Origin of the sequence: Leptospira limi (assembly GCF_026151395.1) — a bacterium.
Taxonomy (GTDB): Bacteria; Spirochaetota; Leptospiria; order Leptospirales; family Leptospiraceae; genus Leptospira_A; species Leptospira_A limi.
Map to the genome: position 1 here is coordinate 771,545 of NZ_JAMQPV010000001.1, position 23,904 is coordinate 795,448.

The 23,904-nt window shown below is 37.8% G+C and carries 25 protein-coding genes; 12 read left to right on the forward strand and 13 right to left on the reverse strand.

What is annotated here, in order from left to right; all coding sequences use genetic code 11:
- Positions 1–92: 92 nt before the first annotated feature.
- Complete coding sequence (locus ND812_RS03595; protein ID WP_265374312.1) at positions 93–809, reverse strand: MIP/aquaporin family protein; 717 nt, start codon at positions 807–809, stop codon at positions 93–95.
- 134 nt (positions 810–943) lie between these two features.
- Here ND812_RS03595 and ND812_RS03600 point away from each other — a divergent pair, with 134 nt between their 5' ends.
- The 7 genes from ND812_RS03600 to ND812_RS03630 all read left to right on the forward strand — a co-directional run bounded on the left by ND812_RS03600 (position 944) and on the right by ND812_RS03630 (position 5,670).
- Positions 944–2,236: a malic enzyme-like NAD(P)-binding protein gene (locus tag ND812_RS03600; protein WP_265374313.1), complete on the forward strand. Its 1,293-nt coding sequence runs from the start codon at positions 944–946 to the stop codon at positions 2,234–2,236.
- 154 nt (positions 2,237–2,390) lie between these two features.
- Entirely contained in the window at positions 2,391–2,762 is a 372-nt protein-coding gene (locus ND812_RS03605; RefSeq protein ID WP_015677288.1) for a phasin-related domain-containing protein, read from the forward strand.
- A 217-nt stretch (positions 2,763–2,979) separates the two neighbouring features.
- Positions 2,980–3,825: an LBF_0142 family lipoprotein gene (locus ND812_RS03610; protein ID WP_265374314.1), complete on the forward strand. Its 846-nt coding sequence runs from the start codon at positions 2,980–2,982 to the stop codon at positions 3,823–3,825.
- A 212-nt stretch (positions 3,826–4,037) separates the two neighbouring features.
- The gene (locus ND812_RS03615; RefSeq protein ID WP_265374315.1) at positions 4,038–4,277 is read left to right on the forward strand and encodes an AbrB/MazE/SpoVT family DNA-binding domain-containing protein; all 240 of its coding nucleotides are present in this window, start codon (positions 4,038–4,040) and stop codon (positions 4,275–4,277) included.
- The gene (locus tag ND812_RS03620) at positions 4,274–4,675 is read left to right on the forward strand and encodes a type II toxin-antitoxin system death-on-curing family toxin (RefSeq protein WP_265374316.1); all 402 of its coding nucleotides are present in this window, start codon (positions 4,274–4,276) and stop codon (positions 4,673–4,675) included. Before ND812_RS03615 ends, ND812_RS03620 begins: the two co-directional genes overlap by 4 nt.
- Positions 4,676–4,759: 84 nt before the next feature.
- Positions 4,760–5,290, forward strand: a complete 531-nt coding sequence (locus ND812_RS03625; protein WP_265374317.1) for a hypothetical protein — start codon at positions 4,760–4,762, stop codon at positions 5,288–5,290.
- Entirely contained in the window at positions 5,287–5,670 is a 384-nt protein-coding gene (locus tag ND812_RS03630; RefSeq protein WP_265374318.1) for a hypothetical protein, read from the forward strand. Before ND812_RS03625 ends, ND812_RS03630 begins: the two co-directional genes overlap by 4 nt.
- Before the next feature lie 261 nt (positions 5,671–5,931).
- Here the strand turns inward: ND812_RS03630 and ND812_RS03635 are convergent, their stop codons facing one another.
- From ND812_RS03635 to ND812_RS03675, 9 genes are all read right to left on the reverse strand, one after another.
- A complete protein-coding gene (locus tag ND812_RS03635; RefSeq protein WP_265374319.1) occupies positions 5,932–6,528 on the reverse strand; it encodes an energy transducer TonB in 597 nt (198 codons plus the stop codon).
- Position 6,529: 1 nt separating this feature from the next.
- A complete protein-coding gene (locus ND812_RS03640) occupies positions 6,530–6,952 on the reverse strand; it encodes an ExbD/TolR family protein (RefSeq protein ID WP_015677138.1) in 423 nt (140 codons plus the stop codon).
- Position 6,953: 1 nt separating this feature from the next.
- Positions 6,954–7,373, reverse strand: coding sequence for an ExbD/TolR family protein (locus ND812_RS03645; RefSeq protein WP_108960243.1), 420 nt, complete (start codon positions 7,371–7,373; stop codon positions 6,954–6,956).
- A 22-nt stretch (positions 7,374–7,395) separates the two neighbouring features.
- A complete protein-coding gene (locus ND812_RS03650) occupies positions 7,396–8,235 on the reverse strand; it encodes a MotA/TolQ/ExbB proton channel family protein (RefSeq protein ID WP_108960242.1) in 840 nt (279 codons plus the stop codon).
- Positions 8,236–8,320: 85 nt separating this feature from the next.
- Positions 8,321–9,097, reverse strand: a complete 777-nt coding sequence (locus ND812_RS03655; RefSeq protein ID WP_265374320.1) for a cobalamin-binding protein — start codon at positions 9,095–9,097, stop codon at positions 8,321–8,323.
- Between the two features lie 7 nt (positions 9,098–9,104).
- Complete coding sequence (locus ND812_RS03660; protein WP_265374321.1) at positions 9,105–9,800, reverse strand: potassium channel family protein; 696 nt, start codon at positions 9,798–9,800, stop codon at positions 9,105–9,107.
- A 4-nt stretch (positions 9,801–9,804) separates the two neighbouring features.
- Positions 9,805–11,622, reverse strand: coding sequence for a TrkH family potassium uptake protein (locus tag ND812_RS03665; RefSeq protein WP_265374322.1), 1,818 nt, complete (start codon positions 11,620–11,622; stop codon positions 9,805–9,807).
- The gene (locus ND812_RS03670; protein ID WP_265374323.1) at positions 11,619–12,305 is read right to left on the reverse strand and encodes a hypothetical protein; all 687 of its coding nucleotides are present in this window, start codon (positions 12,303–12,305) and stop codon (positions 11,619–11,621) included. Before ND812_RS03670 ends, ND812_RS03665 begins: the two co-directional genes overlap by 4 nt.
- A gap of 30 nt (positions 12,306–12,335) precedes the next feature.
- A complete protein-coding gene (locus tag ND812_RS03675; RefSeq protein ID WP_265374324.1) occupies positions 12,336–13,646 on the reverse strand; it encodes an amidohydrolase family protein in 1,311 nt (436 codons plus the stop codon).
- A 41-nt stretch (positions 13,647–13,687) separates the two neighbouring features.
- Between ND812_RS03675 and ND812_RS03680 the strand changes: the two genes are divergently transcribed.
- Together ND812_RS03680 and ND812_RS03685 are read left to right on the forward strand one after the other, a co-directional pair.
- Positions 13,688–15,019, forward strand: coding sequence for an MATE family efflux transporter (locus ND812_RS03680; protein WP_265374325.1), 1,332 nt, complete (start codon positions 13,688–13,690; stop codon positions 15,017–15,019).
- Positions 15,020–15,034: 15 nt separating this feature from the next.
- A complete protein-coding gene (locus tag ND812_RS03685; protein ID WP_265374326.1) occupies positions 15,035–16,762 on the forward strand; it encodes a patatin-like phospholipase family protein in 1,728 nt (575 codons plus the stop codon).
- 84 nt (positions 16,763–16,846) lie between these two features.
- Here ND812_RS03685 and ND812_RS03690 read toward each other — a convergent pair whose 3' ends face one another.
- Genes ND812_RS03690 through ND812_RS03700 form a run of 3 tightly spaced genes read right to left on the reverse strand, consistent with a single transcriptional unit; the run spans position 16,847 to position 19,463 of the window.
- Positions 16,847–17,845, reverse strand: coding sequence for an SPFH domain-containing protein (locus ND812_RS03690; protein ID WP_265374327.1), 999 nt, complete (start codon positions 17,843–17,845; stop codon positions 16,847–16,849).
- Between the two features lie 15 nt (positions 17,846–17,860).
- Complete coding sequence (locus tag ND812_RS03695; protein WP_265374328.1) at positions 17,861–18,391, reverse strand: LIMLP_15305 family protein; 531 nt, start codon at positions 18,389–18,391, stop codon at positions 17,861–17,863.
- Between the two features lies 1 nt (position 18,392).
- Positions 18,393–19,463: a zinc ribbon domain-containing protein gene (locus ND812_RS03700; RefSeq protein WP_322113641.1), complete on the reverse strand. Its 1,071-nt coding sequence runs from the start codon at positions 19,461–19,463 to the stop codon at positions 18,393–18,395.
- Between the two features lie 76 nt (positions 19,464–19,539).
- Here ND812_RS03700 and ND812_RS03705 point away from each other — a divergent pair, with 76 nt between their 5' ends.
- The 3 genes from ND812_RS03705 (at position 19,540) to gmd (ending at position 23,900) form a co-directional block, all read left to right on the forward strand.
- Positions 19,540–21,375: a DUF1553 domain-containing protein gene (locus ND812_RS03705; RefSeq protein ID WP_265374330.1), complete on the forward strand. Its 1,836-nt coding sequence runs from the start codon at positions 19,540–19,542 to the stop codon at positions 21,373–21,375.
- Between the two features lie 9 nt (positions 21,376–21,384).
- Positions 21,385–22,680, forward strand: coding sequence for a DUF1501 domain-containing protein (locus ND812_RS03710; protein WP_265374331.1), 1,296 nt, complete (start codon positions 21,385–21,387; stop codon positions 22,678–22,680).
- Between the two features lie 203 nt (positions 22,681–22,883).
- The gene (gene gmd, locus ND812_RS03715; RefSeq protein WP_100725525.1) at positions 22,884–23,900 is read left to right on the forward strand and encodes a GDP-mannose 4,6-dehydratase; all 1,017 of its coding nucleotides are present in this window, start codon (positions 22,884–22,886) and stop codon (positions 23,898–23,900) included.
- Positions 23,901–23,904: the final 4 nt, after the last annotated feature.

Genomic DNA, 23,904 nt, shown 5'->3' on the forward strand with positions numbered 1-23,904 from the left:
TTTATTCATAATAAAAACTCTAACACATACTGATTATTAGGATCTAACTTTAGAGTTTCACAAGCATAGTAATTGTGACTTCTTTATCAGATTTAGAAAATAAAATATCGAATCAGCAAAGCCGCAATTCCCGCGCCAACTAACGGAATCACTACGGGAAGCCATGCATATTTCCAACCTGAATTTCCTTTATTGGGTATGGGAAGAATGGTGTGAATGATCCTTGGGCCTAAGTCACGAGCAGGGTTAATCGCATACCCAGTGGTTCCTCCCATGGAAAGTCCAATCGCCCAAACGAGAAGGGCGACAAAACCCGTACCCGCAATTCCATTTGCCCCACCGTTTGCGGGAGAAAAGATTGCATGGATTCCAAGGATGAGAAGGAAAGTTCCAAATCCTTCACTGATCACATTGGAAAGAGTGTGTTTGATGGCAGGTTCCGTCGAAAAGACGGCCAAGATTTTCCCCGAGTCTTTTGTTTCTTTCCAATGGGGAAGGTAATGTAAGTACACAAGAGAGGCTCCGAGGGCAGCACCTGCGACTTGAGCGATGCTATAGGGTAATAAGATCGAATAATCACCCGACTGGATACAAACAGAGAGAGTCACTGCTGGATTCAAGTGGGCTCCGGGACTTCCGAGTGATTTTGCCACAAGGACTCCAAAACAAACAGCCAAAGCCCAAGCAGAGGTGATGGTTATCCAACCACCATCTTTGGCTTTGGATTTTTCTAATAAAACACCTGCGACAACTCCATCCCCTAATAAAATCAAAACAGCAGTTCCAAAAAATTCGCCAACCAGTTCCAAAATACCCTCCTCACGCCAAAGGTGAGGACTTTATCTAAAGGGACAGAGAACCACTGACAACCTTTTTTGAAGGGTTACACCCTCAATTTATTCTAGGATTTTCCATTGAATCATAAATCATGGGAAAATAGACCATGAAAAATCACGCGCTTGAGTATCACTCTAGGTTTCCGAAAGGAAAAACCAAAGTAGTTCCGACAAAACCAACGGAGAACAGTTATGACCTGTCACTGGCATACTCACCTGGTGTCGCATACCCTTGCCTTGAAATTGAAAAACAACCTGATCTCGTTTATGAATATACCAACCGTGGAAATTTAGTTGGGATCATCACCAATGGAACTGCCATTTTGGGTCTTGGCAATATTGGAGCTTCCGCTGGGAAACCAGTGATGGAAGGAAAAGCAGTCTTATTTAAAAAATTCGCAGGCATCGATGTGTTTGATATTGAAATCAACGAAACAGATCCTGAAAAATTCATCACCATTGTAAAAGCCCTCGAACCAACGTTTGGTGGGATCAATTTGGAAGACATCCGTGCTCCGGAATGTTTTCACATTGAAAAAACTTTGGACCAAAGTATGAAGATCCCAGTCTTCCATGATGACCAACATGGAACCGCAATTATATCCACTGCGGCACTTCTCAATTCACTTGTGATTACTGGTAAAAAAGCAGAAAATTTAAAAGTTGTTATCAATGGTGCAGGGGCTGCAGCCATATCCATTGCAGAGATGTTAACTCATATTGGAGTGAGACACGAATCTATTTTTATGTTAGATTCTCGTGGTGTTATCAATCACAAACGTACCAATTTACATGAATCAAAACTTCCATTTGTTCGTAACACAGAAGCAGAAACACTAGAAGATATTTTTCCTGGAACCGATCTATTCATTGGAGTTTCTGTTGCTAACGTTGTGACAGAAGCGATGGTGAAAACAATGGCTGAGAAACCTGTGATGTTTGCTCTTGCCAATCCAGACCCTGAAATTCCTTATCCAGATGCAAAACGTGCAAGACCAGACCTCATCATGGCAACGGGTCGCAGTGATTATCCTAACCAAGTGAATAACGTACTCGGGTTTCCTTTTATCTTTCGTGGGGCACTTGATGTCCGTGCAAAAGTGGTAAACATGGAAATGAAATTAGCCGCCGCATATGCTCTCAGTGAACTCACAAAAATCCCTGTTCCTGTTGAAGTATGTGAAGCGTATAACCAATTGGAAATTCGATTTGGGGAAGATTACATCATTCCAAAACCTTTAGACGAACGCGTGTTATACCATGTAGCACCTGCCGTGGCGGAAGCTGCTGTCAAAACCGGTGTCAACCAAGTGGAATACCCTGGTCGCGAAGCATACGTGAAGTTTTTGGAATCCATCATGGCCCAACAAAAAGAACCTATCAGTGCTTTAGAAATCTAAACCTGGTGATTCCTTTCGTTTAGAGCCTCCTCCGAGATCTGAAAAAATTTTCAAAAAAAACGATCTACCCTAGAAAAAATACTTGTTTAAATTTGTGCAACGCACATAACTGTATTGTGCATTGCACAAATAGGTGAAAACCAGGAGCTAAATTATGGAAAAACAAATCATGGACATTCTTAACGCTGGAATCGGTCTTTTTCAATCTGGAAAAGAAGGTTTAGAAAAAGCAAAAACACAATTGGAATCTACTTACAATGAGTTAGTTTCTAAAGGTGCTTTGGACAATACTGAGGAATCAGTAAAAATCCGCCAATCTGTGGACAAAATCCTAACAGACATTAAAGAATTCTCTAGTGTTGCTGGAAAAAACTACGACGAAACTCGTTCTAAAATCGTAGAAAACTACAACAAAATTGCTGAAGAAATCAAAGCAAAAATGCCTGAAGGAAAAATTGAATCTGTAAAAGCAAAAATCAATGAAGTTGCAGAATCGATCAAAAAAACAGGTGCTGCAAAAGCATAATCATCATTTACAAAGAGAGGGTCGGATCTCCGGCCTTTTCTCTTCTTTCTTCTTTGTTTTTTCAACTCATTCTTTCCCCAATCACTTCCAACTGATTAACCATATCCAGTCTAACAATGTAAGATGCATATGAAATGTGAATGAACCTTTGTCATAAGGTTTACTTCCTTTCACTTTCCCTATTGACATCTTTCTATTTATGATGCAAGTTACCTTTATGTTTCGTTCTAATTTTCTGATCCTATTTTCTCTCGTTTTATTTGTTTCTTGTGGCACAGCAGACTTAAGACCACCTCATTTGTCATATGACAAAGTGGATTTGGAATTGAAAAAGAAAGGCCTAGCAGTTGTTACGAACCCACCCATCAAAGAATTAACCCCTGGTGATTGGAAACAATACAAACAAGTTCAATTTACCATTAAGGATGTTTGGCATTCTAACTTTGTTCGTTTTTTTACTCCCATCAAAGAGCCTGAAGTGAGGATGCGAGTGCATCTTGATTTTGAAGCAGATGCCATGCAGGTTGAGTTTCTTGGCGGAGAAAAAAAAGGCCTGATTTATGGATTAGAAAAAAAAACCACCTACCAAATCGCAGCTGACACTGGTAAGGTGTATAGCGATGATACGGAAGTTAGAATCTATTTAGAATCATTACGCCTTTATCTCACTTTGCCATGGCGATTAAAAGATTACTCAATTATCCAATATGCAGGCACAAAAGAGAAGTTAAATCAAAGTTACGAAGTAGTTTATTTCACATCAGTGCAGATGAATGCCAATCCTGATACGGATCAATATGTAGGATACTTTGAGAAAAAAAGTGGTGCTTTGGAATGGATGGAATTTACCTACCGAGAATTATTCGGATTTTACCAAGGTGTTTTAAAATATGGATTTTATGAACCATGGAACAACCAACAATACCCAAGAAGGATTTCCATCTTAGATAAATTTGAAGATGGAGATTTTGTACATGAAATCCGAATCGAAAAAATCGAAATTCCTGTGAAACCTATGGAAGAAGTAGATAAGGTGTTAGAATTACCGGAGCCTGGGAAGTAAGTTCCTTAAACCTGTTTGCGAAAGGGATCGTAGCGGAAATCCTGCATTCCTTGCAGATTGAAGCGTAGAGCCCGGTCCACCACTGGAACAGTGGTGGATTCGCCCCAAACAAATCTTAGATGATTGCATTTGGAAAACGCGAATCGAAGATTAAATTGTAAATACCCCAAAAATCGATTGAATCCTTTTTTGTTATTACTAATGTTATAACCATGGATAGTTCAGCTGTCAAAAAAACGACGATTCGCGCAATTGGGAATTCATCTGGTGCAACCATCCCAAAAATCATTTTGGAAAAATACAACCTCCATGAAGGGGACACTGTCTTTCTTGTTGAAACAGAAAACGGCATCCTTTTGTCTCCCTATGATCCTGAGTTTGAATCAGCCATGGAATTGTACCAAGACGCTTCTAAAAAATATCGGAATGCCTTGAAAGAATTGGCGAAATGAAACGGGAACCTAAGTGGTTAAACCGAAACATTGCAGAAGCAATCCATTTAGACCAAATCAAACAACACGGTGGTGCATTAGGCACTCGTGATATAGGTTTACTTGAATCGGCTTTGGATCGACCAAAGAACCAGTGGCATTACAAGCCAGAATCTTCGATTTTCGAACTCACAGCATCCCTTGGAATTGGCATCGCTAAAAATCACCCCTTTATGGATGGAAACAAAAGAACATCGTTTCTTTTGATGTATGTATTCCTTGCGATGAATGGTTACCTGATAGACACTTCGGAAGAAGACGTTGTGATCACGATTTTAAAAGTAGCAGATGGTTCGATGAAAGAGGATGAGTTGGCCAAGTGGTTGCAACAGGTATCGAAGGTTAGAAACGAACGGTAAGTATTGGATTGATGAAATGATTTGGCGTTCAAAATGAAAGTGTAAGATTATAATCTTTTTAATTTTATGGTAACTCGAATGTATATGAAAATATTAAAGACGTTTCTTTTTCTATTTCTGCTTAACTGCGGAACGATAAGAGCAGAGGGAGTAGTCTACATACCTTTTGATAAATATTATGTTTCAAGCCAGAATCAAGTAGTCGTATTGAAAAGGGCAAAAATCAATAGAAATTTATTAAACGGAATTATGCAAGATTATGATACGATAGATGATTTTTTTATAATAGGAAAGAATCAAGAATTGATCCACATCGGTGAATATAATGATTTATCCGCAATAAGATCAAATCGAGGTAGCAAATTTTTGACCATTGGAGATGAGACCTTATTAGTCGCTGATGGTTGTAGAATTCATATAATTGGTGAGAAAAAAGATTTAAACTATAATAAAATAGATAATGTAAATTGCTCGGAAGATAAAGGGGAGAGATATATTGGAATTTTCCAAGGATCTGGGAAAGATATATATGTTCTTCGTTTCGGTAGTGTTGGATCTGAAAATGATGGGTATGGAGGTGAGTTACTAAAGGTAAATAAAATGGGGAAATTATGAGTAAATTTCAAATGGATACTGATTCATCCATGCAAATATTTCTTTATGATAACAGGATTCTAGTATCAAATAGACGTAAAAATAGTTGTCTAGATGTAAATTTAAATGTAATCAACCAGATTGATTTTAATCACGAATGGAATGTTGGTTATCTGAGTTCCAAATTATTCTTTGGGATGGGGACACTATCAAAAGAATTATTCATTTTGCAAAAAGACACAGAAAAATGTTTCAAAGATTATGCAGTTATTGAAGACAAAAAATCATTACAAGATGACTACTTGGTACAATTAAACAATTTTGATGATGGTCGCTTTTTTTATTACCTCGCCTTTTCCGAAAATTTATGTTTCTTGGAATATTCAATAAGTCCAATTTGAAAGAATTGTTTTCATTTAAGCGGAGATATAGATTACCTTAGAAAGGAAGATGAAAATACTTATGAAGCTATACGGTATAAAGATTTATATTTTGGCTATTCATCCTTAAGGTTTAAAATCATGAATCAAATGAAAGTTGAAATCATCCAAGATTGGGAGACAAAGCAATTCAAGTGATAATGATCAATCTAATCTGATCATCACATTTAGGCCAATAATGATAAAAAAAGCCACTACTCAATTTTACCAGTGGCTTTCCTTTTAATTCAACGTAAAACGAATTGGAACCAGTACTTTTACAGTAATTGGTTTTCCTTCTAATACGGATGGGGAAAAACGTTTTCTGCGATAGACTTTAATCGCTTCTTCTTCCAATCCACCACCTAACTGTTTACCTACGGATCTAACACGAAGTACTTCCCCTGTATTGGAGATGATCACTTCTAATGTCATGGTTCCCGTCACACCTAAAGCTTTTGCATCAGAAGTATATTCGGGGCGCACATTCGGTGATAAATCAACTGGTGAGGTAGCTCCAGATACAATTGGATCAGAGGCTCCTGCGATACGTGGGTCTTCTTTTTTTTCTTCTTTCTCTTTGTCAGTTAGATCAAAGTCACCATCAGTTGGTTTGGAATCGGTTGTGGGTTCTTGGATTTGGACGTTGTCGATAAAGGCAACTTCTTCCACAAGATCATCCAAACTATCAGTTTCCAAATGAGGTGTGAACCAAAAAAGTATGATTAACGCCTGTATAACGGCAGAAATTCCAAGACCCGTTTCCATACGGTAACGATCAATGAATCTATGGATTCTTTCTCGTTTGGATCTTTTTTGTGTAACAACTGTTCCGCTCACGTTACTTACCTTTTAATCCGCCACCTTGGGTGGTCTTGGTAACAAGAGAAACCTTTAAGGCACCAATCTCTCGGAGAGTTTCAAAAACATTGTCTAATTCTTCATAAGTTAAGTCTTGGTCGGCATGGATCAAAACCTTAAGATCAGGTGTTGTGGAAATTTTGGCTCTGATTTCACTCATCGCTTCGTTTAATTCCATCTTCACTGAATTGAAATAAACAGTTCTTTTTTCATCTGCCGTTAAGTAAAGATTGGCGATCTTTTTGTTTAACTGCTCTCCACCAGGAACATCTGGTAAATTAATAGGAAGGTCAGGATCGGAATCTAGTACGGAGGTTACCATAAAGAACACGAGAAGTAAGAAGGCAATGTCTGCCATCGAACTTACTGGAACTGAAGGTGCGACTCTCTTTCTTCGTAACATATTATTTCTTCTTTCTCACTGAGATTTTTTCAAATCCGCGAAGTTGCACTGCTGATAAAGCATCCAACATCTTTGCATATTTGGTATCACCGGTTGTAACAATGAGTGCTAGTTTGTTTTTAAGATCTGGGATTTCCATTTGGTTCAGGTCATCACGAAATTCTTGTAAACTAACATATTCTTTGGTTCCAAAAGCTGGGTTACGCATCTTGTATCTGTCTTGTGTGACTAAAATTTCATATACATTTTTACGTAAAAATGGCTGTGGTTCGGATTGTTTGCGTGGAAGGGAAATATTCAATCCTTCCTTTACAAAGAATACTGCTGTTACCATAAAAAATACCAAGAGTAGAAAGGCAATATCCGACATGGATGCTGCCGAAATTTCCTCTAGTTCTTGTTTTTTCTTTAACTTAATCATGGTTAGTTTCTTACCGTATGTTTTAAGCTTTTTTTCCGGCTTTAAGTTTTAAGTATTCTTTGTAGATTTTGTTTGCTGCTTCTTCTACTTCAGATGTAAAAAAACCAACTCGGCCTTGTAAGTATTGGTAGAATGTCATTGCAGGAATCGCAACGATAAGACCAGCAGCAGTTGTAATGAGGGCTTCTTTGATACCACCAGCAACTACCTTTGCGTTTACTTGGTCAGCATTTGCTATTGCATCGAATGCATTGATCATACCAGATACAGTTCCAAGGAATCCAACAAGTGGTGCAATGGTTGATACTGCAGAAAGAACAGTGAGTCCTTTTTCTAAAAGTGTCATCACTTCACCTGCTTCTCTTTCGATACCAGCAGCAAAAATTTCAGGATCGTTTTGAGAAACTTCCATTCCATTTTTTAATACGTCAGTGATTTTTTGGCCTTCGTTTGCTTTTAAGAATTCATCAACACCTTGCATACCAGAAGCATCAATGGCATCTTGTAAGTCTTGGTTGTAACCTTTTCTAATTAATTTTGCGGTGAAGAAAAAGTACATCCTTTCGAGGATCACTCCGAAACCAACAATAGAAGAAAGTAAGAGTGGCCACATGGACCATCCACCAGTTACAAATAATTTTACGAGTCCGATTTCTGAATCTTGCGTAGGAGTTTGTTCTGGTGCTTGTGCTACTGGTGCAGGGGTTTCCTGTGGTGCTTCCGTTGTTTGCGTAGTTTCTGTGCTAGGTGTTGTAGGATTCGCTTGTGCTTCGATTTTTCCAACAATTGTAAAAATTGTGATAAGTGCGATCACAAAGGACAAAGTGATATTTTTCTTTGCCAGGTTACATGAAACGTTCATGAATGTCTCCATATCTGATTGATATGTTTCAAATCTAGAATATCTCTGTTACATTTAGATGACAGCTGGATGACAAAGAGGGTAATTAAGCTTTTGAAAATAGATCTCTGAGTTTTGGAATGCCTTCTAAAAATAAAGCAGGGCCTGGTTGTAATATAATGCTTGGGTCCATCTCATAAATTCGGTTGTTTTGGATAAAACCTGTTGTTTGCCATTCGGGTTTGTTTTTCACCCAATCCCTGTCCATATCCTTCCCACACCATGAGCCAACATAAATGTCTGGGTTTGCGTCTCTTACATCATTTGCTTGGATGATACGGTCTTTCGCTAATTTGCGATCTTTTAGGTGGGAGAAACTATCAATCCCACCTGCCAGTGCGATGGCTTCGCTTACCCATTGGATCCCTGTGATGATGGGTTCGTCCCATTCCTGAAAAAACACAGTGGGTTTGTTAGAAATGGATTCGTTTTCCTTTTGCCATGTTTGGATTTGTTTCTGCCAGCCATCCGTGATGGATTTGGCTTTTTCAGACTGACCTACAAGGTTTCCGATGATTTGCATATTGCAGATAATTTCATTGATAGAACGTTGGTTGAAAATAAGGACATTTAACCCGCGTTCAATGAGATCTTTTGCGAGTTGGCCTTGGATGTCAGAAAATCCAATGACAAGATCTGATTCAAGAGAGAGTATTTTTTTGATATTGCCGCTGATAAAAGCGGAAACTTTTGTTTTTTCTTCTTTGGCACGGACAGGCCTTTCCGTATAAACAGAGATTCCTACAATTCGCCGCTCTTCGCCTAACAGATAAATCATCTCTGTTGGTTCTTCTGTTAAACAGATGATTCTTTCTGGACCCATTTGATTTTTAAGTCTCTAAAAATTTTGTAAGATCTGTTTGGGATCCAAATAAAACAACAATGTCATCTTCGCGGAGAACAGTATTTCCATGAGGAATCCCTAATATTTTCTCAATTTTTGAATCAGATGTGCGTTTTGAATCTTTATTTGTTGTTGGTCGTTTGATTGTAATCACATTGATGTTGTATTTGTGTCTTAGGTCTGCATCCGCAATTGTTTTGTTGATGTATCTTTTGGGAACGGTAACTTCGACTACGCTATATTCATCTGATAATAGAAAACTCGATCGCATTCCTGCAAATGAAAAAGTTTCTGCCATACTTTTTGCTGCTCTTTCTTCCGGATTGAATAAATCGTGTATACCTAATAGTTCTAATACTTTTTTTTGAAGATCAGTTTGGTATCTTGCATAAATTAAACTAACTCCAGATTTTTTTAAACTATCAGCACAAATGATGGAAGTTTCAAAATCGTCAGCTAATGCAATTACAGCATAATCAACATCGCCAATTCCTTGAGAACGGAGAGCATGTTCATCTGTTGCATCCAAAGTAACAGCTACTGTTACAAAATCTTTTATCGAATCTATAACGATTGGATCTTTATCTATAGCAATGACTTCGTGTCCATCCTCAAAAAGATAACGAACAAATAGTTTCCCAAAACTTCCAATTCCAATCACTGCAATTTTTTTTCTTTGCATAGTATCAACCAACCACTACATATTCTTTTGGATATTCGTAAGAAATATGATCTACTTTCTTAGAAAAGGCAATGAGTAGAGTTAAGATTCCTACTCTTCCTACAAACATCACTATACAAATTAAGATTTTTCCAAAATCCGATAAATGAGGAGTCAAACCTCTTGTTAACCCGACAGTTCCAAAAGCGGAAACCACTTCATAACATAAGTCGATAAAATTTGCATTTTCTGTAAGTAAAAGACAAAAGATCGCTATAAAAATAACAAATAAAGATAAGACAATCGTTGCACTTGCTCTTGCAATTGTTGAATGAGCAATCATTCGGTGCCCAATTTCCATTTTTTCTTTCCCTCGAACCTGATTGCTAATATTCATAAATGAGATTGCAAGTGTAGTTGTTTTGATCCCTCCACCAGTTGAAACTGGAGATGCACCAACCCACATTAGAAAAAATGAAATGAATGTCATCGGATATCCCATTAAAGATAAATCAAAAGTATTGAAACCAGCTGTCCTAGTGGTCACCGAATAAAATAAAGAATGAAATATCTGTTTCTCAATCGGTAAACCATTTAAGGATAATTGACTTTCGAGGAAATAACAACTTACTGTTCCAAATAAGAGTAAGAATCCCGTTACGAAAAAAACAAGTTTAGATGTAATTGACCAGCGAAACTTAGGATCAAATGGATTTGATAATTTTGTTCTTAATTGGTAGATAACGGGAAAACCCAAACCACCAAATACAATGAGTAACATAATAACTGATAAAAACCCTTCCGATTCTTTAAAAGCATCTGTTGCCAATCCATTTGGCATTAAACTAAAACCAGCATTACAAAATGCAGAAATCGAATGAAACACTGAATAATAAATTTTTTCAGGTAAAGGAAGAGGATAGTCTTCAGGAAAACTATAAAAAAGAAATAGAGCACCAATCATTTCGATGAATAAAGTTTGTAATGTAATTTGTTTTAAAATTTCCTTTGCACGACCCATTGTTTCTTCTGAAAGAAGATCTTTAATCATCAAGGTATCACTTACGGAACCTTTTCCAGTTAAAAAAATGGAAAAAAAACTGGTTAGAGTCATGAGTCCTAGTCCACCAACTTGAATGAGAAGTAAAATCACAAGCTGACCAGTGAGTGTAAACTGACTACTAATATCAACCGTCGATAATCCTGTTACACAAGTTGCACTTATCGTAGTAAATATGATATCGATTGTATTTACATGTACGAGAGTTGATTTAGGAAAATGTAAAAAACACACTCCAACAAAAATGATAAATGCAAAAGAAATGACAAAAACGATGGATGGGTTGAGTTTTTTGGAATCTCTTTTTTTGGATAAACGAAAGAAGTGAGCTAAATTGGAAAATAGAAATAAAAACTGATTTGCTGATAAAAAAATCAATGTAGTGTCATTACCAGAAATGTGATAGGATTTTAAGATTTGAATGATGTTTTCTTCATAGATCATTTCTAGACCTAACATCAATAAAATGGTAAGTTCAATCTTATGTATGTTTAAATATTCCTTCCATTTTTTATTTGTAAAAGTTAAGTGTAAAGTTTCATAACAGATAAAAAAACTGACGAGAGTTCGGATGGAGATAGTAACATATGGTTTCCATTCTTCCGGATAATAAAAACCAAAATCTAAAATTAAAATAGTAACCGATAAAAAACCAAAAAAAATATAAAACACTCTGCCTATCGGCCGAATGTATTCCATATAAAATTTACGAATTTCATATCTTTGGACTTGTAAGTATTGAATTAGATGGTGTAAAAAAACAAAAATACGTTTGGACTTCAAGGTTTAACGTCTGCTAATTGCTTTTTCTTTTCTCGATGTTCTTCGAGTCTTTTTTGATCTAGATATACATTGGTACCAGAAAGTCCCGTAGAACCACCAATAAGAATGATACTACCAACAATTGTTTTTTCCACTGCAAATGCTCCTGCAACTGCGGCCGATGCGCCAAGTGCAAAAGGTAAAGTTAAGAAGAATATGATGTAACCTCGACGAAATTTTGTTTCTTCATAAACTGCATCTTCATCAAATTCTTCTTTTTGTTTTTTCTTTAACTCTTGTTTGGTTCTACTTTTTTGCAATTGGTTTTGTAAGGCTTGCTCATTGATTTCACCGGTAAGAGGATTGATCGGAGAATTTTGAGCATTGGTCAGACTATAAGGATTGGATGCATTCTGACTGGAATTACCAGTGGTTCGAGAGTTCATTAGGGAACCCGCTCCTGGTATAGAATCGATCCCACTGTATTGTGTTTTAACATTTTTAGGTGTAGCAAGGACTGGTGTTTCAAATTTTGGAGGAAGAGTGACATCCTTCAGAATATTTGATTCGGGATCGGAATTTGGGATGTTTCTTAGGTCATAATTATTTGTGTCGTAAAATCCTTCTTTGGTTTGCCCATAAACGGGTCCAAACACCAAAGTAAAAACAATCATAGGCACAAAAAATTGGGAAAAAATCCGCATACATTCCAGTTTACTTGATCCTTGTGAGGGTCAATCCAAATCACGCCCGGAAAGTTTCGTGGAACGGTAGTCCAATGAGACAGAACGTATCAACTCTAAGTCTTTTTTTGATACTCCTGCCGTATGTGCATGGTTGTATTCTTCTTCCATGGTTGTACCAAATAAACCAGGATCATCCGATCCAATCGTAATTTTGACATCGTTTTGTAAAAACCGAGTGATAGGATGATCGATATGGGATTCTAACATTCCTATATACAAATTCGAAGATGGGCAACATTCGATCACAACATTTGTTTTTGCTATTTTTGACATCGCATAGTTTTGAAAGGTGTGAAGGTATTGGGACTGAGTTTCATCAAAAGGAATCGTCATTATTTCTGTATCAGGTTTTGATTTGATTTCTTTTCGTTTTAGTTCTAGTTCTTCTTTTGCATAAAACGGACCATAGGTGGTGATTTCGTCATAAAACATTAGTTCGTGTTCTATTTGGTCTTTTGCTTCAGAAACAAGTTCTGTGCGTTCCTCTCCTAAAAAATAATCAGAACCAATACCAAGTGCAAGAGCATGTCCAAGTCGATGTGCCCCATATTCAGCCGATTCGACGATCCAACGTACTGCAGAAAATGGAGTTTTGTCTCGAAAACTTTCGCCTACGTGGTAGAGGATCGACAATGCAGTTTTAGGTTCTGCTTTGTTGTCTTTGTTGATCGAATGAAAAAAAGATTGTTTATCTTTTGGAGGAAATCCTTCTTCAATATGACAGAAGTCAATGCCAACAAGTCCATCTCGAATGAGAGATTCTTTTTCCATCCAGTTTTTCATCCAATCATAATGCCTTTCAAAATTTAGATCTCTATGTAAAGACATCACAAGTTTTGCTTGGATCGGTTTTCCTGCTTTTTTTGCTGACTCTTCTCCTTTTTTCAAACCTTCAAGTGAAGCCATTAGTTTGGTATAAAAACTTTCTTTAGGCTCTTCTTTTCCAAACATCAATCGGTATTCGGCATAACCTATGTCTTCTAAACTATTTGAAAAAACGACATCATGAGAGACCTCTGTTATTTCCCTTTCATCAAACTTTACTAAGGCGATAATCAGATTAAACTTTGCTTGGAAATGCAAAAATGGGGCTTTTTCTTTAAAATGATATAGTTTCGAAAATTCTTTTATGTCCGCATAATCATCAAAGAAGGTAGAGGGACGAATTTTAATTCCATATGCTTTTTCAAATGACTCTAGATATAGATGCCATCTTGGGTTAGGGTTATTTTTTCCAATTCGAAACAATGTTTCAGGGGGTAAACATCCATAAAGGTGGTTGTGTAGATCGATATACATATAAAAATGACAAAACTATGCTTCACAAAATTAGACGCATCTTGAAGCCAACTAGACTCAATCAGAAAATTCTTAGTTTAGCAATCCCTGTTTTTTTTGGAATGATCAGTTATACAGCCATTATGGTAGCGGATACTGCTATGGTAGGTAAGTTAGGGGAAGTGCCTCTTGCCTCTGTCGGATTTGGTGGTATGGTCTACTTTTCCATTTTTGCTTTTCTCATGGGTGGATCCATGGCAGTTCAAATCATCGTAGCACGAAGATTTGGTGAGAAAAATGAAAGAGGGGTTGGAATCACCCTTGTTAATTCAATTTATTTATCATTGGTTTTGGGTTCTTTATTATCATATTTCGGATACATTTATGCTCCAAATTTAATGGCTTGGATTGGTGATGATCCAGAAGTGATCGAGGTTGCTGGAGTATATTTATCATATCGATTTGTCGGAACAGTTTTATTTTTTGTTGGATTCGCCTTACGCGGATTTTTTGACGGAATTGGTATTGTACAAGTTGGAATGATATCCTCAATTGTCGCTGCTGTTACGAATATCTTTTTTAACTGGTTACTGATTTTTGGAAACTGGGGATTCCCTGCTTTGGGAGTCAAAGGTGCGGCGATTGCATCTAGTTTGAGTTCGGTGCCATCTCTCCTTGTTGTTGTATTTTATTTCTTTCGAAAGGACGTGATCAAGTTCTTTCGTTACCAAATATTTTCACCTAGTTACGAAATTATAAAAGAACTATGTATAGTTGGTTTTGCACCTGCATTGGAAGGCACACTCGTAAACTTTGCATTCTCTGGTTTTTATAAAATTGCTGGTATGATCAGCACAACAACACTAGCTTCCGCGAGTGTTGTGTTAACGTGTCTTAGTTTGTCTTTTATGCCAGGTTTTTCCTTTGGAATTGCAGCTACTACAATTCTTGGCCAAGCGATGGGCCAAGGGAAAATTCGTTTGGCTTATGAAGGTACAATGCGCTCTGCCACTTTCTCAGCAATTGTGATGGGAAGTATGGGGCTCTTTTTTATCGTAGGTGGGCCATGGCTCATCAGTTTATTTACCGATGTTCCCACAGTTATGAAGGAAGCATACCCTGCTTTGTGCATTGTGGCACTCATCCAAGTGGGTGATGCCTATCATATGGTCGTTGGATCAGCACTTCGAAGTGCAGGGATGATGTACTATGTGATGTATGTTTATTTGATAGTATCTTTTCTCATCATGTTACCTCTTGCTTATTTATTCGGGATTGTCCTAGCATGGGGAACGATTGGGATCTGGTCTGCGTTTTTTATTTGGATTTTACTCATGGCAGTGCTTTTTGTCGGAAAATTTCGTAGAAAGGAGTGGGTAAGTATACGAATTTAATAAGGTGAGGGAAGAATGAAACGAACAGAATTAGAGCGACAAGCGATACAGAAATTTTTAAAATCTGTGGAGCTTTTCAAAAAACTTCCCACATCTGTTTTGACAAGACTTGCCAACAATGTCCAAGAAAAACTCATCCGAAGTCACGAAGCTCTTTATTACAAGGGAGAGTCTTCGGAATCCATCTACATCGTACGGTATGGGGAAATCCTTTTAGAAAATGTAGGTTCAGGCCAAGTCTTAGCTGAAAACTCACTCATTTCCAGTTCTAATCATTCTACTTCCGCCATTGCTGTTATTGATACACTTGTGTATGTGTTAAACGGTAAATTATTCCTCCAACTTGCATCCCAAGAAAAAATCTTTGCCCAAAACATCATCCAAATGATGGGAACAAGGATGCGTGAAAATTTAGACCGATCCAATGCTAAAGATAAATTCACAGGCTTACGAAGGTTATGTGTTCATATTCCTTTAGAACCAGAATACCATTTTGGTGAAAAGGTAAAAACCTTTTTAGACGAATATGGAGAAGTCACTAAAAAACTATCTTCTGCCATTCCGATTTCTACATTTAAGGGAATGGACCCCACACAAATTTCTGAATATCTCTCCAATTTAAGAAATAAAACACCTCTTCTTCATATCTACTTTGACGAATCCACTTCTAGAGTCGACTTACATTACTTAGTTGTTCAGTCAGACTTTTTAGTATTTTGGGAAGATGAACCTGAAAAGTTTTACAAAGAAAAAGAAGAGATCATTCAGTTTTGGAAAAGTCGGATTCGTAATTTTGAAGGTCGTGCCATTCGTATGATGGAAAGTGGAGTGCGAAAAAGTTACCTTCCACAAGACCAATCGCTCAAAACATTTTACCAAAAAGATACGTTAGCACGTTACTTAGTTTCAAAAACGAGAGGACTTTCTTTGGGTGGTGGAGGAGCAAGAGCACTTGCCCATGTGGGACTTCTTAAAGTCTTACATAGAGAAGGCATTCATTTTGATTTTGTTTCGGGTGCTTCCATGGGAGCCGTGATTGCTGCATTGTATGCAAGGAAAAATAGTCCTGAAGAAATCGAAGAGATGATAAAAAATTTCTTTGGTGGTCTTGAAAGTGCATTTGATCCAACACTTCCAGTGGTTGCTTTTTTTAAGGGCAAACGTATGAAACGAATGCTCAAAAAAGGTTTTGGAGACCAAAGGATTGAAGAACTTCCACTTCCTTTTGCTACGTCTGCAGTCGATTTACAAACAGGAAAAGAACATATCTTTGACCAAGGTCCAATTACAGAAGCTCTTACAAGTGCAATGAGTTTACCAGGTGCATTCCCACCATACCGACTCGGCGAAAAGTTGTTAGTCGATGGTGGTATGATCAATAATGTCCCTGAAAATCTCATCCGTTCCAAAGGTGCTGATGTTGTCATGGGAATTAACGTCTCTCCTTTACAGGAAATTGTCCCAGTGAAACTGTTTGAAGACCGCAATACCACTGAAAAAGGTTTTTTCCGATATATTTGGGATACTTTAAAATACCCACCCATTTTACAGATTATGACAAGGACCATCACCTTAGAGGGTAGAGAGATCACTCGACTCAAACGTCCCAAGATGGATTTATTTGTTCATTTCCATTTGGAAGAATTTCAGTTATTTGATTTTGCAAGATACCAAGAGATCATCGATAAAGGGGAAAGAGAAGCAGAAGCCAACTTAGCCGAAATCAAACAATTGTTTTCGTAAATTTAGATTCCCAATCCCACCTAACTCAAACAAAGCGAGTTGTAAGGTAGGATTGGAAAATTTAAAGGAAAGCAATTTGTAGGATCAAATAGAAGAAAGGATCTCCTTCTTTTTGGTTTCAAACTCTTCTGCACTGATGAGGCCTTGGTCGAGTAAACCTTTGAGTTTCGCAATCCTTGCCGCTGGATCGTTAGCTGCTTGTGCTCCACCAGCTTGGTTTTGTCCACCTTGGTTCATCATATTGCCCATCATTTGGCCCATGTTCATACCCATACCCATGCCCATTCCTGCACCCATGGCACCACCACCTTGGCCTTCGTTTTCTGCAGCAGCTTGGCCAATATCGAACATTTTTTTCTGTTGGTACTTATCACCTAACATATCAATTTCAAATTTGTCTGTGATGATTTTTTGGATCCTTTGGTAGTTTGGATCGTTTTGGTCAAAGTTCACCGAAGATACGTTAAATTCCGTAAGATCAATCCCATACTTTTCAAATTCGGGAGCAAGTTTCACTCGGCCAGCAGTTGAACTCTCATCGCGGTATTTATTGATTTCTACAACAGAAGTATTATTATTCAAAATAACTTCTGAAATAAAATCACCAATCCCACGTACGATATTTGGTTTTAGAAATTCATCAATCGCTTCGTTGGTTGTTCGATTTCCACCCTTGACTACATTCAGTAAAAACGACCTTGAATCTTTGATACGGAATTTATAATCACCAAATGCCCGTATATTGAGAACAATTTTATACTTTGGGTCTTCAAGTGGAATCGGTGTGGTGGTTCCCCATTTTAGGGCCATAATCGCTTTATTTACAAAATACACTTCTGCTGTAAAAGGTGTTTTCCCACCAAACGGAAGATTGACGAGAGCTTCCAAAATGGGGATATTCCCTGTTTTTAAAGTATGAGTTCCAGGTCCAAATGTATCCAGAGCCTTTCCTTCTTTGAAAAAAATTGCCTCTAGGTTTTCATCGACTACAAGTTGTCCCGCCGTGCTGATTTCATCAGATGGGTATTTCCAAACGATTTCACTTGGATTTCCTTCAAACTTAATTCTATCTATTAGTGCCATGTTTTGTTCCTTATTTTATATTTTTAAAAAGATTGAGTTTCTTGCTTCGAATTGTGATTCAAAATCGAGTAAGAGTTTGTTAATCGCTTCAATCGCTGCTTCTGGGTTTGTGGCAAATGAAGTTGGTAACGTTTCTAAAATTTCTTTTTGTAAAACCCCAACTTTTTCCAACATTGAAAAGTCGTGATTGAGAACCTTTTCAATTTCAGCGGAAGTGGCTTGAACTCCTGTCCCTAGTCCATTCAGACCATACCCTGCAGAAGTCACTTTCATGATGATTCGATCGAGTAGGGTTGTCGCGGAATTGGTTTTACCGATGTTTTGGATTTGGGCTTTTTGAACAAAACCTTCTTCCAGTTTTCGAAAACTTTCTTTGAATGTTGTCAGTAAACCACCAAGTTCCTTTCGGATTAGTAAATCTGTTTTCTCAAACTCTTGGTTGGCAAGTGCCTCTTCAAATAGTTTTGTTTCTTTTAAAAACTTCCGAATCGGATCTTGTTCATTCTTAAACCGTTCTAAAGTTGTCTTTAACCAAGTTTGGTCCATTTTATTCCTCTGTTCCATTTTCATCTAACATCTGTATGCTGTCACAAGTGATATAATTAAAAATGACACTTTTTTCTGTTTGGTATTGTGCTTTCGGTAGAACTGATTTCCATTTTGTCATATCATACTCACAGTCATGTTTTTCACCTTTGGTTTCCCCACTGGATTCAACAAAATAAACCAAATACTTCTCTTCTTTTTTACCAAGCCGTTCACAACCAATGGAAGTGCTTGCACATTCTTTGATTTGTGGCGTAGGCCAATATGGTTCCTGTGTTGTGCCAAATCCTTTTGCTACTGCATTACGATCGAAGGCCCATTTATCAATACGGTAACTACAATGGTAATCATATACAGGTTCTTTTCGATACTTGGTTGTACAACTTTCACTTTCGGAAAAAGTACCATCACCCTTGTCCTTACGAACTGTATGGCAATCTTCGCCATCAGGGATACTATCATAACTTCGGATCTGCCGACTTCTGGAAACACTATAGGCTCCCATTGGCATCGAATCACACCAATCTGATTCGGATACTGGCTTGAATTGGTCTATGGCAATGGTGCGAGACCACTCATGGTGAGTGACTTGGAGTTCGACTTTTTCAGTCCACAAGATACCCAAACATACAAAACCGATTCCACCAAACAAAATAGAACCAAGCATCCAAAGAACCCATTTAGGTGTTTTGGGATGTGGTTTGACCCATTCAGAATTTTGGAATGCCAAATCTTCTTTTGCTTTTTGGACAGAGTCTTCTGTGACACCATCTTGTTCGGAACGAAGTTTTACATTTTGGGCACCATCTAATGAACCACCACAATTCCCACAAAAGGTTGCTTTGGCTCCATTCGCAGTTTGGCAAAAGGGACAAACTTTATCAGCACCATAATAGATATGGTCTTGGACGGCAACTTTATCCTCTTCCTTGGGAAAGTACCTTCGGTTTGGGTCTTGAGTGGCTCCACAATTTGGACAGTGCCTATGTGTTTTTCCCAGTAACTTTTTAGAACCGCAAAATTCGCAGTCCCAAAGCATTTCATAGATTTTTTCTTCTGCCATCGCAACCAAGGTTTATCCGCAAAAAATTGACTTTTGCAAGAAAAATATTTTCAATTCCCAAAATCCAACATAGAATCTTTGCCATATGAGAATGGTATTCCTTCCAATCCGAAATTACTTTCTACTCATTCCATCTGTGTTGTTCCTCGTTGGATCTTTGAGTTATGTTTTTTCACGTTCAAAACAGAATGCAGTTCATCCATTGGATCATTTGTATCTTAAGATATCACCTAATATAGAAAAGGCGGACAAAAAAACAATCTTCCGTCGATTATCTCTACATTTACGTGGAGTGATTCCAAATGTTTCGGAATGGAGTGAATTAGAAAATTCTAAAGAGGAAACATTAGAATCTTTTGTGGTTCGTTTTTTAAAACAGCCAGAATTTGCCGAATATTGGGGGAATCAATTTGCTGCCATGTTCCGTGATAAATCCAAAGGGAGAAAAATCCCAACAGGAACTTTTTTCCAATACTTAGCCAATTCCATTCATTCCAATAAACCATACGACCAGTTGGTAACAGAAATGTTTCTTTCCACTGGTTCAGTGAAAGAATCTCCGGCCACCATCTTTTACATTCGTGATGGAGCAGATCCTTTACAAACAGCAGAGTATGTTGGTAGACTATTTTATGCGAAACGAGTGGCATGTGCAAGGTGCCATGACCATCCCTATATACCCGATTTTACGAGAAGGGATTATTATGCACTCGCTGCTTTTTTTAGCCAACAATACTTTCGAGATGGTAGTTGGGAAGCCAATCGATATGGAAAATCAATCAGTTATGTTCCGAGAGAGTTAGAAGTTCATTTGCCAATGGAGGAACAAAAAAACCTCCAAGATAAAAATAATGAATGGAACCGAGACAATTGGAACAAATGGACCGACGAACAGAGGAAAGACTACCAAAAAAAACACGAACTTGAATATGCTACTTTGTATTTCGAACCTAAGTTGGGCCTTCGTTTCCCTCATACTGATGATGCACCTGGAGGAGATCTGGTAAGACCTAAGTTTTTAGATGGTAAGGAAGCAAAGCTAAAACCAGGTGAGGATAGAAGAAAGGTTTTTGCGTCATGGTTAACCGACAAATCGAATGACAGGTTCCGAAAGGTAATCATTAACCGTATTTGGACTGAACTTATGGGATGGAGTTTTTTTACACCACTTGATGATTGGAATGAAGATACAGTGGTCCAAGGAGAAGAGATTCTAAACCATTTGGACTCATACTTTTTAGCAAACAAACTACAACTAAAAGAATTGGTATTGTACATCGTTACTTCCAATGCTTACATGCGTAGTGTCACAAACCAATCGGGAAAGGATGATCCAATCCAATTTTTTACTCCAAAACGTTTGGACAGTGACCAACTCCTTAACTCTCTTATACGAGTTTCTGACTTACAAAAAGTAGGGAACATCAGAGAACGAAATCTTTCCTTTTTTACCAATCTCATGGGCCAAAAACCATATGATTTAACAGGAGTAGGTACCATTCGAATTCCTTTAGACAACCCAAAAGAAATTTCAAACGCAGTGGAAGTCGAAAGGCCTGCACCGTATCATTCCATCCTTGCTGTATTTGGTTCTGGTCAAAGAGTAGATATATCGGATGACATTTCTGAACTCACAATCGAACAGATGTTAACTTTAATGAATGGACGAGTGGTTGGCAAATTAGTTTGGGATTTTGGCAATAACCCATCCCTTGTAAAGGCCGAATTTGATCAGTCCAAATCGATGAATCTAGTGATTCAAAATTTGTACTTTCGATTGTTAGGACGTTTTCCAACAAAAGGGGAAATTGAAAAAATCAAAACCTACCAAACAAAACCTGATACAGTCTTTGACAAAGATTTATTACAAGATCTCTTTTGGGCTCTTTTAAATAGTCAAGAATTCCAACATATCAATTAAGGAACCATAATGGATCGCAAAGAATTTTTAAATAAAACAATGTTGAGTCTTGGAATGGGATCGTTTCTTTTTTCCCAAAATCCATTTGTTTCTCTTCGTGCTGATGAAGATGAAAAAGAACCTGAATCCATCACACTGCCATCAAAGGTAAAATCAGTTATCTTTATAGAGATGATGGGAGGGATGAGCCATGTGGATACCTTGGATCCAAAACCAAATAGTGCTTTTGGCAAAGTACCTTCTAGTATCTCCGGCCTTTCCTTACTCGAACCGTTTTCTCTCACTGCAAAACAACTCCATTCGATAGGTATCATTCGCTCTACTTGGAGTGAAGATGGAGATCATGGATTTGCACAAATGTTACTTGGAACTGGTTACCGAATGACAGAAGCGATGGGATTTCCCGACATTCCTCATTTTGGATCTGTGATTGCCTATGCCAAAAAATCAAAAGTTAAATCTTCGTATTTTCCAAGTTATGTGTCGATTGGTGGGAGAGGTGGCAAAAATGGAAATTCTGGATTTTTAGGAATCAACTATTCTGGTTATCATGTGGGGAATGTGGATGAACCCATCCAACATCTTAATCCTTCGTATGGTAAATTTTCTGATGAAAGGCTTTTAAGAAGAAAAGACTTAGTTTCCTTTATGAACGATGAATTTTCAAAAACATATCCATCGAAGGAAACAAAACATTGGAAAAAAATGTTAATGGCAGCAGAAGAATTTCGAAATTCAAAAGACATTGATAGTTTTCGAATTAGTTTAGAGGACGAAAAAACAAAAGCCCGTTACGGAACCACCTGGCAAGGAAAGGCAATGTTACTTGCGAAACGCCTCGCCAAACAAGAAGTTCCCTTCATCCATATTTCGATTGGAGGTTGGGATACCCATACAGGTAACAAAGCTCAAATCACAAAAATTATGAAAGATACTGATATGGGAATTGCAGCTCTTCTCGAAGACCTAAACCAAACCGGCCTCATCAAACAAACGTTATTTGTTTTAACAAGTGAGTTTGGACGTACACCAGATGTTGGATCGAGGGATGGACGTGATCACCATCCCAAAGTGTGGTCCACTCTTTTGGGAGGTGGTCCCATTGAGAAAGGATTTGTGTTTGGAGAAACAGATGAACTGGGTGCCAAACCAACAAAACCAAATGAAGCCGTGCATCTAAGGGATCTCATCGCAACCATTTACAAAGCAAGTGGAGTGGACCCAGAGGCAGAACTTACCAATTCCTTTGGACGACCTTTTTTACTCACAACGAAAAAAGCCAAAATCATCGAAGACTTGTTTTGAACCAGTCCTCATTTTGGGCAGTTTTGTTTCCCATCCTGCCCATTTCACAGAAACCCTATCAAATTTGTTGGAAGTTTTGTTCCGTATCCCCCAAAACCGAAGGGAACATGGTTTGTTTTGGTGGGAAATTTGGGATTATTCGCCAGACTTTCTCCATTTTTCCTTTTCTTTCGAAAGAATTTTGAAAAACTGTTCACTGATCTATGAAAAAAGCACTTATCACAGGAATCACAGGCCAAGATGGTTCCTACTTAGCAGAACTCCTCTTACAAAAAGGATACGAAGTCCATGGTATCGTCCGCAGAACGAGTTTATTCAATCGAAACCGCATTGAACACCTTCATGGAAACCCAAAACTCCATTTACATTATGGGGATCTCACTGATTCTTCCAATCTCAATCGTATTCTTGAAAAAATCCAACCATCGGAAATATACAATTTAGCTGCTCAATCTCATGTTCAAGTGTCTTTCGAAGTACCTGAATACACAGCAGAAGTAGATGCGGTTGGAACATTAAGAATTTTAGATGCTATCAAACAAACAGGCATTAACTCAAGATTCTACCAAGCATCCACATCTGAATTATATGGACTTGTCCAAGAAGTTCCACAGACAGAAAAAACACCATTTTATCCAAGATCCCCATATGCAGTCGCCAAATTATATGCGTATTGGGCAGTTGTGAATTACAGAGAAGCGTACAATTTGCACGCATCGAATGGAATTTTATTCAATCATGAATCTCCAAGACGTGGAGAAACATTTGTTACAAGAAAAATCACTCTTGGAGTTTCTGCAGTGAAAGCTGGCAAACTCCCTTTCATTACGATGGGTAATATTGATTCAAAACGTGACTGGGGATATGCTCCTGACTACGTTGAAATGATGTGGATGATGTTACAAAAAGAGAAACCAGATGATTATGTTGTGGCTACCAATGAAACTCACACAGTTCGTGAATTCATTGAAGAGTCTTACAAAATTGCTGGGTATGAAGTGGTTTGGGAAGGAAAGGAAGATAACGAAATTGGAAAGGACAAAAAAACTGGCCAAGTCCTTGTCAAAATTGATCCAAAGTACTACCGACCAACCGAAGTAGAACTACTCATTGGAAATCCTGAGAAAGCAAAACGCCAATTAGGTTGGGAACCAAAAGTAAAGTTCAAAGAACTTGTGAAAATTATGATGGAAGCAGATTTAAAAGCACAAGGTTTTTAAACAC